Below are 13,869 nucleotides of genomic sequence, written 5' to 3'. Positions count from 1 at the left end.
CCCGCTACCACCGCATGCGCGGTTTCAACACCCTGTGGCAGCCGGGCACCGACCATGCCGGCATCGCCACCCAGATCGTGGTGGAGCGCCAGCTCGAAGCCCAAGGCATTTCCCGCCACGACCTGGGCCGGGAAAAGTTCCTGGAAAAGGTGTGGGAATGGAAGGAATATTCCGGCGGCACCATCACCCGCCAGATGCGTCGCCTGGGCACCAGCCCGGACTGGAAGCGGGAACGCTTCACCATGGACGCCGGCCTGAGCAAGACCGTCACCGAAACCTTCGTCCGCCTCTACAAGGAAGGCCTGATCTATCGCGGCAAGCGCCTGGTGAACTGGGACCCGGAACTGCACACCGCCGTCTCCGACCTGGAAGTGGTGCAGGAGGAGGAAGACGGCTTCATGTGGCATATCCGCTATCCCCTGGCGGACGGCAGCGCGACGCTCACCGTGGCCACCACCCGGCCCGAGACCATGCTGGGCGATACCGCGGTCATGGTCCATCCCGATGATGGGCGCTACCAGCACCTGATCGGCAAGAGGGTGAAGCTGCCCCTCACCGACCGGGAGATTCCGGTGATTGCCGACGCCTATGTGGACATGGCCTTCGGCACCGGCGTGGTGAAAGTCACCCCGGCCCACGACTTCAACGACTACGCCGTGGGCCAGCGCCACAAGCTGCCCCTCCTCGGCATCCTGACCCTGGATGCCAAAATCAACGAGCACGCCCCCGAAAAGTACCGGGGCCTGGACCGTTTCGAGGCCCGCAAGGCCGTGGTGGCCGACCTGGAAGCCCTGGGCATCCTGGAAAAGGTGGAAAAGCATAGGCTCAAGGTGCCGCGCGGCGACCGTACCGGGGTGATCATCGAGCCGATGCTCACCGACCAGTGGTTCGTCGCCATGACCAAGCCCGCGCAAGGGCCAAATTCAGACGGCAAATCCATCACCGCAAAGGCCCTGGAAGTGGTGCGCTCCGGCGAGATCCGCTTCTATCCGGAAAACTGGGTCAATACCTATAATCAGTGGCTCAACAACATCCAGGACTGGTGCATCTCCCGCCAGCTCTGGTGGGGCCATCAGATTCCCGCCTGGTACGGCATAAACGGCGAGATCTTCGTCGCCCACGATGCCGAAGAAGCCCGCGCCCTGGCCGATGCCGCGGGCTATGCCGGCCCGCTCAGCCGCGATGAGGACGTGCTCGACACCTGGTACTCCTCGGCCCTCTGGCCCTTCTCCACCCTGGATTGGACGCCGGAATACCCGGCCAAATCCAACCCCGCCCTGGACCTCTACCTACCCTCCTCGGTGCTGGTGACGGGCTTTGACATCATCTTCTTCTGGGTCGCCCGGATGGTGATGATGACTCAGCACATCACCGGCAAGATCCCCTTCAAGCATGTCTATGTACACGGCCTGATCCGGGATGGCGAAGGCCAGAAAATGTCGAAGTCGAAGGGCAACGTGCTCGACCCCATCGACCTCATCGACGGCATCGACATCGAGGCACTGGTCAAGAAACGCACCACCGGCCTGATGAATCCCAAGCAGGCGGCCCAGATCGAAAAGAAGACGCGCAAGGAATTCCCCCAGGGCATTCCCGCCTTCGGTACCGATGCGCTCCGCTTCACCTTCGCCAGCCTTGCTTCTCCGGGCCGCGACATCAAGTTCGACCTCGCCCGCTGCGAGGGCTACCGCAACTTCTGCAACAAGCTGTGGAACGCCACCCGCTTCGTGCTCATGAACGTGGAAGGCCAGGACCTGGGCATCCAGCCCGAAGGCAGCATGGCCTGTGGCGGCAAGGGACCGCTGGCATTCTCCTTTGCCGACCGCTGGATCGTCAGCCGCCTGCAAAAACTCGAAGCCGAGCTGGCCCAGCACTTTGCCGAATACCGCTTCGACCTGCTCGCCCAGGCCCTCTATCATTTCATCTGGGACGAGTTCTGCGATTGGTACCTCGAAATCGCCAAGGCGGAAATGGCCGGCCCCGACGAAGGCGCCGCCCGGGGCGCCCGCCGCACCCTGGTGCGCACCCTGGAAGCCCTGCTCCGCCTGGCGCATCCGCTGATCCCCTTCATCACCGAAGAGCTCTGGCAGAGCGTCGCCCCCCTCGCCGGCCGCAAGACGCACGATTCCATCATGCTCGCCCCCTACCCGGTCGCCGACCCGAAGAAGGTGGACGAAGCGGCGGAAGCAAAGATGGAACGGCTAAAGGCCTACGTCTCCGCCTGCCGCAACCTGCGCGGCGAGATGAACATTTCCCCCTCGCTGCGCCCACCCCTGATCGTGGTCGGCGACGAGGGTGAGGTCAAGGAATTCGCCCCCATCCTGGAAACCCTGGTCAAGCTCTCCGGCATCAGCTTTGCCGCCGAGATCCCCGCCGATGCCCTCGCCCCCGTGGCCGTGGTCGGCGCAACCCGGCTGATGCTGGTGGTGGAAGTCGACAGGGCCGCCGAGCAGGAGCGGCTCGCCAAGGAAATCGAAAAGCTGGAAAAACAGGTGGCCCAGGCCAAGGGCAAGCTCGATAACGAAAGTTTCGTCGCGCGCGCCCCCGCCGCCGTGGTGGCCCAGGAAAAAGAACGCCTGGAAGCCGCCCTGGCGACTCTGGACAAGCTCAAGCCCCAGCTTGCCAAACTGGGCTGATCCTTGCCCCTGAAGAACGGGCCGCCTCCGGGAGGTCGCAGCCCGTTTTTTTGCCTCTTCCTCGAGGTGCCGCTTCGAGCCGGCGAATCAAGGCGCCGTTCGAATCAAGGCGCCGTTCGAATCAAGGCGCCGTTTCGACTCAGAGCGCGGTTTCGACTCAGCATTCCGTTTCGACCAGGCTCACCGGAACCCAGCCCCGGAGCGCGTTAGCGCAGCGGATTTCCTCCGCCCGGCGCAGATCGGTAAGGGTCAGCACCGCCGCCTCGGCCTCCCCCGCCGCCAGCCGCTCGGCCCGGAACACGCCCGGAAGAGCGCCCGCGGCCAGAGGCGGCGTCAGCCACTTCCCGTCGAGGCGGGCAAAGACATTACTGCGCGCCCCTTCGGCCACCTCGCCCTGCTCGTTCAAAAACAGCACGTCGAACACTTCCGGGCGCGCCGCCACCCTTGCCAGGGCCTGGTCATAGAGGCCGCGCGCCGTGGTCTTGTGGCGCCGCAGGGGGTCACGCGAGGCAACCGGCGCATCTGCCAGCAGCAACAGCCGCTTTCCTTCCGGCTCGGGGGAGAGCGGCAGACAACGCGCATCCAGAACGCCGGCCTTGTTCAAAGCCAGGCGCAGGCGATAGACCCCGTCCGCGAGCCCTTCGGCCCGGGACGCGAGCGTCGCCAGCATCGCCTTGTGCGACCAGGGAAAACCCAGCCAGGCCGCCGAATCCCCCATGCGCCGGCAATGCCCTGCGAGCCGGGGAAAGCAGGGCCGCCCCGCCCGCACTTCGAGGCGCAGGGTCTCGATCAGCTCCAGCCCCGGGTCGAGGTCCGTGAGAAAGCGGGCTTTCAGCAGGCACTCCTGCCATTCCTCGTCCGCCCGGGAGTCCGCCACGATGCCGCTACCCACCCCCATCCGCCCCTTGCCTTCGGCATCGAGCTCCAGGGTACGGATCGCCACGTTGAGGCGCAGCTCCCCGGTGGGCGAACGCCAGCCCAGCGCGCCGGTGTAGAGGCCCCGCGGCGCGGCTTCCAGTTCACGGATGAGCTGCATGGCCCGCACCTTGGGGGCTCCGGTGATCGAGCCGCAGGGAAACATGGCCTCCAGGAGGCGAAAATCGTCCTGCGACAAGACTTCGGCTTCGACCTGAGACACCATCTGGTGCACCGTGGGATAACTTTCCACGGCAAACAACTGGCTGACCCGGACAGAGCCGGGAAGGGCCAGGCGGCCGAGGTCGTTACGCAGCAGGTCGACGATCATCAGGTTCTCTGCCCGGTTCTTTTCCGAACGGGCCAGGGCAGAGGCCGCCTGCGCATCCGCTGCAGGATCGGCAAGCCGGGCCGCCGTCCCCTTCATGGGCCGGGTCACCAGACGCCGCCCCTGGCGGCGGAGGAACAGCTCCGGGGAGAGGGAAATCAGGGTGCCGGAAGCGGTCTGGACGAAGCCGCCATAGCGCACAGGCTGGCGCTGGCGCAGTTGGCGATACAAATCCAGGGGAGAACCGTAAGCCTGAAAATGCAGGGGAAAAGTGAAATTGACCTGGTAGCAGTCGCCCGCCCGGATATGCTCCTGAAGGGTCGCAAGGCGGGCCCGGTAAGTCGCCTCATCAAGCCCCACACTCAGTCCGCCGACCCCGGCAGCTTGGCTCGCGGTCTGCGCCGCCCACCACTCATCGAGTTCCAGAGGGCTAAGGGCGCGCGCCTCGGCATAGGACCAGAAACGGGCGAGCGACCGCCCCGGAGGGAGCGCCTGGGCGCTTCCCAGGGCTTTGGGCTCAACTTTGGGCTCAACTTTGGGCTCAACTTTGGGCTCAAACAGGTCGCCCAGCTCATGATCGAGGGCCCAGACCGACCAGAGGTTCTGTTCCGCCATGGCCGCGAGGGCCGCCGCCAGTTGCCGCGAGGTGCGGATTTCCCAGGTCGCGACAGGCGCGGTGAATATCCACGCCGCCGGCTGCCCGGGGGCAGCCAGGCGATCCTCGAACAAGGCAAATTCAGGCAAGGGAAAGCAAGGATCAAACCGGCCAAAATGACCCGGAATTTACTTGCGCTTGATCAGGAACTCGAAGACCTTGTCCTTTTCCCCATGGGAGAGAAGTTCATTGCCCGTCTGGCGGGCAAAGGCCTGGAAATCCTTGACCGAGCCCGGGTCGGTGGCCATGACCTTGAGCACCTGGCCGGAGCTCATTTCCGCCAGGGCTTTCTTGGTGCGCAGGATGGGCAAGGGACAGTTGAGGCCTTTTACGTCGAGTTCGCGGTCGAAATCCATGATTTTTCGGGCATCAATACAGCGTGGAAAAGCGCATTTTACGCCTTATTTATCTTTTGCTTCATCCTGCTGCCGGCGCTTCAACTGGCGCAGACGGGCATCGATGGCGGAGAGTTCGTAAAAATCCGTCCCCTTGACCTTCTGGGCGATCTCCAGCTGCTCGATCGCCGCCGGCAACTGCCCCCGGAGCAGGTAAGCCTCGGCCAGGGCCCGGTGCTGCTGGGCAAACCTGCCGCGCGCCGCATGAACCTTGGCCTGCAACAGGTACAGACGGTCATCCTGGGAGGTTCGCTGGACCTGGGCATCGAGAAAACGCTGGGCCTCTTCCAGGCGCCCGGCCTGGAGCAGCAACTCTGCGTAGCTGTAAACCAGAGCCGATGCATTGGGGAAACGCCCCAGCGCCTCCTTGAGCACCGCCAGGCCGCCGCTGACATCGCCGCGATGGATGCGGGACTCCGCATACAAGCGCTCGATCATGGGCGACAAGGCACGCTTCCCCCGGACTTCGGCCAGCACCTGTTCGGCATCGCGCCAGTTCTTCTGCCGGGCCAGCGCCACCGCCAGCCCATACTGGGCGGCCCACACAGGGGCTGCCTTCTGCTCTTGCAACAGGGTGCGAAAATGGCTCTCCGCCTCGACCGGCGTGCCGCGCATGGCCTGCAGCTTGGCCCGCACCAGATGAAAATCCATACTGTCCGGCACCTGGCGGTAGGGCAGCTCCACCTCCCGGTTCTGCATATCGGAAATACGCTCGACATTGAGCGGGTGAGTGCGCAAATACACCGGCGCATTGTTTTCATACGACCGGGTAGCCCGCTGCAAGCGGGCGAAAAAGGTGGACATGCTACGCACATCGAAGCCGGCTTTTTCCAGAATCTGGAAACCCACACGGTCGGCTTCACGCTCGAAATCCCGCGAAAATCCCAGCTGGGCCTGAGCCGCTCCGGCCGTGGCGCTGGTCATCGCGGCCCCCGCCAGATCGGCATTGGAACGGGCTGCCAGCAAGGCGGCCGCCATGGCCAGCAGGCTGGCCGTGGAAACCTGCTTTTGCTTCTCGAGGATGCGGGCCAGATGGCGCTGGGTCACATGGGAAATTTCATGGGCCAGCACCCCCGCCAGTTCCGACTCGTTCTGCACCGCCAGGACCAGGCCGGAATTGACACCGACATAACCGCCGAACATGGCAAAGGCATTGATCATCGGGTCCTGCAGGGGAAAAAAATAAAACCCCAGCCCCGGTTCCGGGCTGGCCGCCACCAGGCGCCCCCCGAGTTGATTCAGGTATGCCTCGATCTCCGGGTCATCCAGATAGCTGGGCTCCCGCTGGCGTATCTCATTCATGATTTCCTGGCCGATGCGTCTCTCGGTTCTCAGGCTCAAGTCCACCCCTGCGGCATCGCCCAACTCCGGCAAATCGGACTGAGCCTGGACTGGACTGCCGGCAAGCATCAGGGCGGCCAGGATCAAGGCGGCGATTCGATTGGCTTTTCCCATGGGGTGCTATCATAACGCAGCCGCAAGACCGACTCTCATTCAAACCGTAACGGGATGTACGTCGTGCCCGCACCAGAAAATTCCCCGGCATCCCCCCTCACCCACTTCGATGCAGCAGGCCAGGCCCACATGGTGGACGTGGGCGCCAAACCCGAAACCTGCCGGGTGGCCAAAGCCGCCGGCAGCATCCGCATGGCAGCAGACACCTTCGCCCTGATCCAGGCCGGCCACGCCGCCAAGGGTGATGTGCTGGGCATTGCCCGGATTGCCGGCATCCAGGGAGCCAAGCACACGGCTGACCTGATCCCGCTCTGCCATCCGATCGCGCTGACCCGGGTCGCCATCGAATTCGAACTGGACGAAGCCGGCTGCCGGGTGCATGTCCTTGCCACCTGTGAATGCGTCGGCCGCACCGGCGTGGAAATGGAAGCCCTCACCGCAGCGGGCGCCGCCCTGCTCACCATCTACGACATGTGCAAGGCGGCTGACCGGGGCATGGTGATCGAATCGATCCGGCTGCTGGAAAAAAAGGGCGGAAAATCCGGCCATTGGCGGGCCGGAAACGGCTGACAAGCCCCAACGGCTGACAAACCGACCTGAAGGGCAGGCGCGAAGACCACCGCAGGCGACCACCCCAGGCGCCAGGGTCAACACGGCTCAGGCAACACCGCCCAGGCAACACGGCCAGGCACGGCACAGGCGTAAAAAAACCCGCCGGAGCGGGTCTTGGATCGTGAAGATCAGGACTTTGAATCAGGACTCAGAATCAGGACTCTGAATCAAGACTCAGGCGCGCTGGATGTTGGCAGCTTGCTTGCCCTTGGGACCTTGCACGACGTCGAAGGAGACTTTTTCGCCTTCCTTCAAGGTCTTGAAACCACCCATGGTGATGGCGGAGAAATGTGCGAACAGATCTTCGCTGCCATCATCGGGAGTGATAAAGCCAAAACCCTTGGAATCATTGAACCACTTGACGGTACCAGTTGCCATAATTGCTACTTCCTACAAATAAACAAAAAAACGGGGTCGACCCGACTGCTTGTTTTGACTCCAGCGACCGGTGCCAGTCCAGTGGCCTTGCGATACGTCTTGAATCCAAACACGATGGAGTTTTACGCGACGTGCATCAAGGCGTCAAGCACTTTTCTCTGGAAGCTCGAAATCTTGCTTGCGCCCGTTGCTAAGTGGCTGCGGACATATTGCACTCTGGTCGAGACTGTATAGAATCAAACGATGCCCACGAAGGATAACAACCAAGCACTGCTGGAAGCAGAACGTACCCGCCTGGAACCACCCCGGCTCTACAAGGTGCTGCTGCTGAATGATGACTACACCCCCATGGATTTCGTCATCATGGTGCTTCAGCGTTTTTTTTCCATGGACCTAGAACGTGCAACGCAAATCATGCTCAAAGTTCATCGGGAAGGACGTGGCCTGTGCGGGATTTACCCCCGTGACATAGCCGCGACCAAAGTAGAACAGGTCAGCGCCTTCGCCCTGCAACACCAGCAACCCCTTGCCTGCGTCATGGAGGAAAATTAATGATCGCCCAGGAATTGGAAGTCAGCCTGCACATCGCCTTTGTCGAAGCCCGGCAAAAGCGCCATGAATTCATCACCGTGGAGCACCTGCTCCTGGCGCTGCTGGACAACCCCACGGCAGCCGAGGCCCTGCGGGCTTGCGGCGGCAACGTGGATCAATTGCGCAAGGACATCACCCAGTTCGTCGCCGAACACACCCCTACGGTTCCGGGCGACAACGAAATCGACACCCAGCCCACCCTGGGCTTCCAGCGCGTCATCCAGCGCGCCATCTTGCATGTCCAATCCTCGGGCAAGAAGGAAGTGAATGGTGCCAACGTGCTGGTGGCCATCTTTGGTGAAAAGGATTCCCACGCGGTCTACTTCCTGCAAAAGCAGGGCATCACCCGCCTCGATGTGGTGAATTACATCTCCCACGGCATCAGCAAGCTCCCCCACCCCAAGGCCAGCACCGAAGGCGAGCATGAAATCGAACACGAACAAACCCAGACCGGCCCCCTGGAAAACTACACCATCAACCTCAACAACCTGGCCCTGCAAGGCAAGATCGACCCCCTGATCGGCCGGGAGCAGGAACTGGAGCGGGTGATCCAGACCCTCTGCCGGCGCCGGAAGAACAATCCCCTGCTGGTGGGCGAGGCCGGCGTCGGCAAGACCGCCATCGCCGAAGGTCTGGCGCGCCGGGTGGTGGAAAACGAAATACCGGAAATCCTCGCCAAGGCCACGGTGTACGCCCTGGATATGGGCGCCCTGCTGGCCGGCACCAAGTACCGGGGCGACTTCGAGCAGCGCCTGAAAAGCGTGCTCAAACAGCTGAAGGAAAACCCGGACGCCATCCTCTTCATCGACGAAATCCACACCCTGATCGGCGCCGGCGCGGCCTCGGGCGGCACCCTGGATGCCTCCAACCTGCTCAAACCCGCGCTCTCGAGCGGCCAGTTGAAGTGCATCGGCGCCACCACCTACACCGAGTACCGGAGTATTTTCGAAAAGGATCACGCCCTCTCCCGGCGCTTTCAGAAGATCGACGTGAATGAGCCTTCCCAGGCGGAGACCCTGGAAATCCTCAAGGGTCTGAAGACCCGCTTCGAGGCCCACCACGGCATCAAGTACTCGGCCGCAGCCCTGTCCTCGGCCGTGGAACTGTCGACCCGCTACATCACCGACCGACACCTGCCCGACAAGGCCATCGACGTGATCGACGAAGCCGGTGCGGCCCAGCGCATCCTGCCCAAATCCCGGCAAAAGAAGCTGATTGGCAAGACCGACATCGAGGAAATCGTGGCCAGGATTGCCCGCATCCCCTCCCAGCATGTGAGCGCGAACGACAAGGGCGCCCTGAAGAACCTGGAACGCGACCTGAAGGCGGTGGTGTTCGGCCAGGACAAGGCCATCGAGGTACTGGCCAAAGCCATCAAGATGGCCCGCTCCGGTCTCGGCAATCCGGGCAAGCCGATTGGCGCCTACCTGTTCTCCGGCCCCACCGGCGTGGGCAAGACCGAAGTGGCGAAGCAGCTGGCCTACAGCCTCGGCATCGAACTGTTGCGCTTCGACATGAGCGAGTACATGGAACGGCATGCGGTATCCCGCCTGATCGGCGCCCCCCCGGGCTATGTGGGTTTCGAGCAGGGCGGCCTGCTCACCGAAGCCGTCAACAAGAAGCCCTACTGCGTGCTGCTGCTCGATGAGATCGAAAAGGCCCACCCGGACATCTTCAACATCCTGCTGCAGGTCATGGATCACGGCACCCTGACCGACAACAACGGTCGCAAGGCCGATTTCCGCAACGTGATCATCATCATGACCACCAACGCCGGCGCCGCCGACCTGCAAAAGACGAGCATGGGCTTCACCTCGGCCAGGGAAGCCGGAGACGAAATGCTGGAAATCAAGCGTTTGTTCTCGCCCGAATTCCGCAACCGGCTCGACGCCACGGTTTCCTTCAAGGCCCTGGATCACGACATCATCCTGCGGGTGGTGGACAAGTTCCTCATGCAACTGGAGGAACAGTTGCATGAAAAGAAGGTGGAGGCCCACTTCACCCCGGCTTTGAAGGAAATGCTCGCCGCCAAGGGTTTCGACCCGCTCATGGGTGCCCGCCCCATGGCGCGCCTGATCCAGGACACCATCCGCGCCGCCCTGGCGGACGAACTGCTGTTCGGCCGCCTGGCCGGAGGCGGCCGGGTCACGGTGAATCTGGACAAGGACGGCCAGGTCATCCTGGAATTCGAGGAAGAAGAAGCCGTCGCCGTCTGAACCCCCGACCCCCTCACCAAGCCATGCCCTGGGCATGGCTTTGTTCTGCCTGCCCTCCAAAGGATAGCCTGCCATGTCGTTCAAAACCCCTGATCTTTGCGACGCAAACGAAGCCCGGCTGGGCAAGACCCTGCAGGTGGTTGCGCCCATGTTCCAGCGCTATGGCGGCCGTACCCGTTTTTCCGGCCAGATCGTCACCCTGAAGATTTTCGAGGACAACACCCGGGTGCGGGAGGTGCTGGGCGAACCGGGCCAGGGCAAGGTGCTGGTGATCGACGGCGGCGGCAGCCTGCGCTGCGCCCTGGTGGGCGACCAGCTCGCCATCCTGGCTCAGAACAATGGCTGGGAAGGCATCGTGGTCTATGGCTGCATCCGTGATTCCGGCGACATCAACCAGCTCGATATCGGCGTGCGGGCCTTGAACACCCATCCCCAAAAAAGCGTCAAGCGCGGCGTGGGTGAACGCAATCTGGCCGTGACTTTCGGCGGCGTCACCTTCAATCCCGGCGCCTGGCTCTATGCCGACGAAGATGGCATTCTGCTTGCAGACACCCCCCTCACCTGAACCCTTCCCTCCCGAACCTGAACCCTCCCCTCCCGGCCCAGGTTCGGGCCGGCAATCGCTGCAGTGCAGCAGCTTTCCGTTTCATCATCGCCAATGATATTTCACAATACGGAAAGAAAGGCATAACATATTGTTTAGATTCAATTAAATTTTGTCTTCTGTCTTATATAAGACATGATTTTTCTGCAGCAAATCCGCCTATAATCTGCAGCAGACGCAGGAACATTCCTGCTTCGCAAATTTCCCCACAACCCCTATCGTTAGAGGACCAAACATGAGCACTCGCGAACAACAAATCGCTGCACTGGAAAAAGACTGGGCCACCAACCCTCGCTGGAAAGGCATCAAGCGCACCTATGCCGCGGCTGACGTGGTTCGTCTGCGCGGTTCCCTGCAACCCGAATACACTCTCGCCCAACGTGGCGCCCAGGTGCTCTGGGACAAGGTGAACGGCGGTGCCAGGAAGGGTTATGTGAACGCCTTTGGCGCCATCACCGCCGGCCAGGCCATGCAACAGGCCAAGGCCGGTCTCGAAGCCGTGTATCTGTCCGGCTGGCAGGTCGCCGCCGACGGCAACACCTCCGAGACCATGTACCCGGACCAGTCGCTGTATGCCTACGACTCCGTGCCCACCATGGTGCGCCGCATCAACAACACCTTCAAGCGCGCTGACGAAATCCAGTGGTCCCGCGGCATCAACCCCGGCGACCAGGAATTCATCGACTACTTCCTGCCCATCGTGGCCGACGCAGAAGCCGGCTTCGGCGGTGTGCTGAACGCCTTCGAGCTGATGAAGAACATGATCGCCGCCGGCGCCGCCGGGGTGCACTTCGAAGACCAGCTGGCGGCCGCCAAGAAGTGCGGCCACATGGGTGGCAAGGTGCTGGTTCCGACCCGCGAAGCCATCGAGAAGCTGATCTCCGCCCGTCTCGCCGCTGACGTGATGGGCGTGCCGACCCTGATCCTGGCCCGCACCGATGCCGAAGCCGCCAGCCTGATCACCAGCGACTACGACGCCAATGACCAGCCCTTCCTCACCGGCGAACGCACCCAGGAAGGCTTCTTCCGCGTCAAGAATGGTCTGGAACAATCCATCTCCCGCGGCGTCGCCTACGCGCCCTACGCCGACATGGTGTGGTGCGAAACCGGCGTGCCCGACATCGGCTTTGCGCGCGAATTCGCTCAGGCCGTGCAGGCTGCCAGCCCGGGCAAGCTGCTGTCCTACAACTGTTCGCCCTCGTTCAACTGGAAGAAGAACCTCAGCGACTCGCAGATTGCCTCCTTCCAGGAAGAACTGTCCGCGCTGGGCTACAAGTACCAGTTCATCACCCTGGCCGGCATCCACATCAACTGGTTCAACACCTTCAAGTTCGCTCATGCTTACGCCCGCGGCGAAGGCATGAAGCACTATGTCGAAATGGTGCAGGAACCGGAATTCGCCGCCCGCGAACTGGGTTACACCTTCGTTTCCCACCAGCAGGAAGTGGGCACCGGCTACTTCGACGACGTGACCACCGTGATCCAGGGCGGCGCCTCCAACGTCAAGGCCCTGACCGGCTCCACCGAAGAAGAACAGTTCCACTGAGAACCCGACCGTCCATGGATGCCGCCTGAACCTTGCGGCACTCCGCCTGAAGGCCAGCTCCCACGAGGGGCTGGCCTCTTCTTTTTGATGACGGCAGCGCCGTGCGTGGCCGATACCTCGGCATGGATCGAATGGCTGGCCGACACCGCCTTGGGCCAGCGCCCGGGCCAGCGTCTGCCGGACGAGCCGCAGTGCATCGTGCCGACCCTCGTGCAGCTTGAACTGTCGAAGTGGCTGGGGCATGAAATCGGTGAAGATGCGACCGATCTGGTGATCGCCTCTACGCTGAAATACGTCGTCGTGCCTCTGGACACCGCCATCGCGCGGCTCGCGGCGGATTGGCACCGCGAATACAGTCCGGCCACGGCCGATGCCTTCGTTTATGCGACGGCAGGGCGGCAGGGCGCGGGCTTGCCCGTCTGCGCTAGGCATTTCAAAGGGCTGTCTCAGGAAAACCCCGGAAATTCACCCTGCTGATCTTCTGCCAACCGGGTGCGACGCGGCGTGTCTTCCCGTGGCCGGCCGCCCTGGATCAACTGACTGCTCTGGCGCTGGAACAATTGCAGTTGCACCGCCAGTTCGCGCCGGGCCTGACGCCAGGTCTGGAAACGCCAGCCGGCAAAAACCGCCAGCCCGCCCAGCGCCAGGGCCGGTAACCAGGCCGGCCCGATCGCCAAGAGCAGCATCACGATTCCCCCCGTCAGGCCGAGGCGGTTCTGCCGCAGCAAGATGCGCTGCCCGGCCTCCACCTCGTCCACCCGGTCGAGGGCTGGGTCGAGGTTGAAGCTGATGCGTTGCAAGGCGGAAATCTGGCGCAACAGGACGATAAAACTCTCTGCCGTGTAATCCAGGCGGGTGATGCGGTTTGCCAGGGCCTGGAACTGGGCCAGCCCGCTCCGGGCTTCGCGGCGGGCAAATTCATCGGGCTGTTCCGGGATCAACAGCAAGGGGGCGAGGGTACGCCCCAGTTCCTGGCGCAGCTCCTGGATGGCATTTTCCCGGGCGGCCTGGGTCGCCAGCCGCTGCTGCTGCCCGGCCCGGGCGGCGGCACGGACTGCCGGCAGCAGATGAAACGCCACCAGGGTCGCCGCCATCGGCTGGGGGACCTCCTGCACCTGCCTGGACAGGGGCAGGAACCAGGGGCAATCCTCCGCCACTTGCACGGCGGCCTGGGCCACCTCCTGCCCCAGCACGGCGAGATAGCCGGGTTGCTCCAGGGCCAGCAGCAAGAGGGGATGCCAATCCGCCCGGGGCGGAAACGAAAAACCTTCCTCCCGGCCATAGACCATCGCATCGAAATCCACCACCCGGGCATTGTCATTGCCGGATACGGCCCGGGGCCGCTTGTTCCAGTGGCGGTAGGCGCTGCACAGCTCATCCCAGACCTGACGCACCTGCGCCAGCCCCTGGCGCCAGGCCCGGTCCAGGGCTTCCAGCTCCTCTTCCCCCTGGCGAGCGAACAGGGCCAGCACCCCATCCTCATACAGGCTGTCGAGCCAGGCCCTGGCCGCTCCTGCCGCTCCTGCCGCTCCTGCCGC

General features: G+C 63.0%; 12 protein-coding genes. 7 read left to right on the top strand and 5 right to left on the bottom strand.

The features are described 5' to 3' along the window. The coding region (locus WBH99_RS07850; RefSeq protein ID WP_424219535.1) for a valine--tRNA ligase at positions 1-2,636 on the top strand (2,636 nt) is incomplete at its 5' end. Between the two features lie 157 nt (positions 2,637-2,793). Here WBH99_RS07850 and pabB read toward each other — a convergent pair. The 3 genes from pabB to WBH99_RS07835 are packed head-to-tail and all read right to left on the bottom strand — an operon-like array spanning position 2,794 to position 6,384. Further along, the gene (gene pabB / locus WBH99_RS07845) at positions 2,794-4,623 is read right to left on the bottom strand and encodes an aminodeoxychorismate synthase component I (RefSeq protein ID WP_424219534.1); all 1,830 of its coding nucleotides are present in this window, start codon (positions 4,621-4,623) and stop codon (positions 2,794-2,796) included. A gap of 39 nt (positions 4,624-4,662) precedes the next feature. Continuing rightward, entirely contained in the window at positions 4,663-4,890 is a 228-nt protein-coding gene (locus WBH99_RS07840) for a sulfurtransferase TusA family protein (RefSeq protein WP_424219533.1), read from the bottom strand. 45 nt (positions 4,891-4,935) lie between these two features. Then, the gene (locus WBH99_RS07835; RefSeq protein WP_424219532.1) at positions 4,936-6,384 is read right to left on the bottom strand and encodes a M48 family metalloprotease; all 1,449 of its coding nucleotides are present in this window, start codon (positions 6,382-6,384) and stop codon (positions 4,936-4,938) included. A 63-nt stretch (positions 6,385-6,447) separates the two neighbouring features. Here WBH99_RS07835 and moaC point away from each other — a divergent pair, with 63 nt between their 5' ends. Beyond that, entirely contained in the window at positions 6,448-6,954 is a 507-nt protein-coding gene (gene moaC, locus WBH99_RS07830; RefSeq protein ID WP_424219531.1) for a cyclic pyranopterin monophosphate synthase MoaC, read from the top strand. Positions 6,955-7,170: 216 nt separating this feature from the next. Here moaC and WBH99_RS07825 read toward each other — a convergent pair whose 3' ends face one another. Then, on the bottom strand, positions 7,171-7,374 hold the full coding sequence (locus tag WBH99_RS07825) for a cold-shock protein (protein WP_424219530.1): 204 nt from the start codon (positions 7,372-7,374) through the stop codon (positions 7,171-7,173). Between the two features lie 243 nt (positions 7,375-7,617). Here WBH99_RS07825 and clpS point away from each other — a divergent pair, with 243 nt between their 5' ends. The 5 genes from clpS to WBH99_RS07800 all read left to right on the top strand — a co-directional run bounded on the left by clpS (position 7,618) and on the right by WBH99_RS07800 (position 12,808). Next, positions 7,618-7,926 (top strand): ATP-dependent Clp protease adapter ClpS, encoded by a 309-nt coding sequence (clpS, locus tag WBH99_RS07820; protein WP_424219529.1) that lies wholly within the window; start codon positions 7,618-7,620, stop codon positions 7,924-7,926. Beyond that, a complete protein-coding gene (clpA, locus tag WBH99_RS07815; RefSeq protein ID WP_424219528.1) occupies positions 7,926-10,181 on the top strand; it encodes an ATP-dependent Clp protease ATP-binding subunit ClpA in 2,256 nt (751 codons plus the stop codon). Before clpS ends, clpA begins: the two co-directional genes overlap by 1 nt. A gap of 73 nt (positions 10,182-10,254) precedes the next feature. Beyond that, the gene (rraA, locus tag WBH99_RS07810) at positions 10,255-10,746 is read left to right on the top strand and encodes a ribonuclease E activity regulator RraA (RefSeq protein WP_424219527.1); all 492 of its coding nucleotides are present in this window, start codon (positions 10,255-10,257) and stop codon (positions 10,744-10,746) included. Between the two features lie 274 nt (positions 10,747-11,020). Next, complete coding sequence (gene aceA, locus WBH99_RS07805; RefSeq protein WP_424219526.1) at positions 11,021-12,331, top strand: isocitrate lyase; 1,311 nt, start codon at positions 11,021-11,023, stop codon at positions 12,329-12,331. A gap of 87 nt (positions 12,332-12,418) precedes the next feature. Continuing rightward, complete coding sequence (locus WBH99_RS07800) at positions 12,419-12,808, top strand: type II toxin-antitoxin system VapC family toxin (protein ID WP_424219525.1); 390 nt, start codon at positions 12,419-12,421, stop codon at positions 12,806-12,808. Here the strand turns inward: WBH99_RS07800 and WBH99_RS07795 are convergent. Beyond that, a partial coding sequence (locus WBH99_RS07795; RefSeq protein WP_424219524.1) for a hypothetical protein occupies positions 12,778-13,869 on the bottom strand: 1,092 nt, incomplete at its 5' end. The genes WBH99_RS07800 and WBH99_RS07795 overlap by 31 nt on opposite strands.

The organism is Azovibrio sp., from assembly GCF_049658005.1.
In the GTDB taxonomy this organism is placed as follows: domain Bacteria; phylum Pseudomonadota; class Gammaproteobacteria; order Burkholderiales; family Rhodocyclaceae; genus Azovibrio.
Note: the sequence above shows the minus strand (reverse complement) of the source record. Positions and strands in the feature narration are given on the sequence as shown.

Excerpts from the sequence above, each read along its gene's own strand:
- WBH99_RS07840 (WP_424219533.1), bottom strand. The coding sequence starts at position 4,890 with ATGGATTTCGACCGCGAACTCGACGTAAAAGGCCTCAACTGTCCCTTG.
- WBH99_RS07800 (WP_424219525.1), top strand. The coding sequence starts at position 12,419 with ATGACGGCAGCGCCGTGCGTGGCCGATACCTCGGCATGGATCGAATGG.
- clpS (WP_424219529.1), top strand. The coding sequence starts at position 7,618 with ATGCCCACGAAGGATAACAACCAAGCACTGCTGGAAGCAGAACGTACC.
- aceA (WP_424219526.1), top strand. The coding sequence starts at position 11,021 with ATGAGCACTCGCGAACAACAAATCGCTGCACTGGAAAAAGACTGGGCC.
- WBH99_RS07825 (WP_424219530.1), bottom strand. The coding sequence starts at position 7,374 with ATGGCAACTGGTACCGTCAAGTGGTTCAATGATTCCAAGGGTTTTGGC.
- WBH99_RS07835 (WP_424219532.1), bottom strand. The coding sequence starts at position 6,384 with ATGGGAAAAGCCAATCGAATCGCCGCCTTGATCCTGGCCGCCCTGATG.
- clpA (WP_424219528.1), top strand. The coding sequence starts at position 7,926 with ATGATCGCCCAGGAATTGGAAGTCAGCCTGCACATCGCCTTTGTCGAA.
- rraA (WP_424219527.1), top strand. The coding sequence starts at position 10,255 with ATGTCGTTCAAAACCCCTGATCTTTGCGACGCAAACGAAGCCCGGCTG.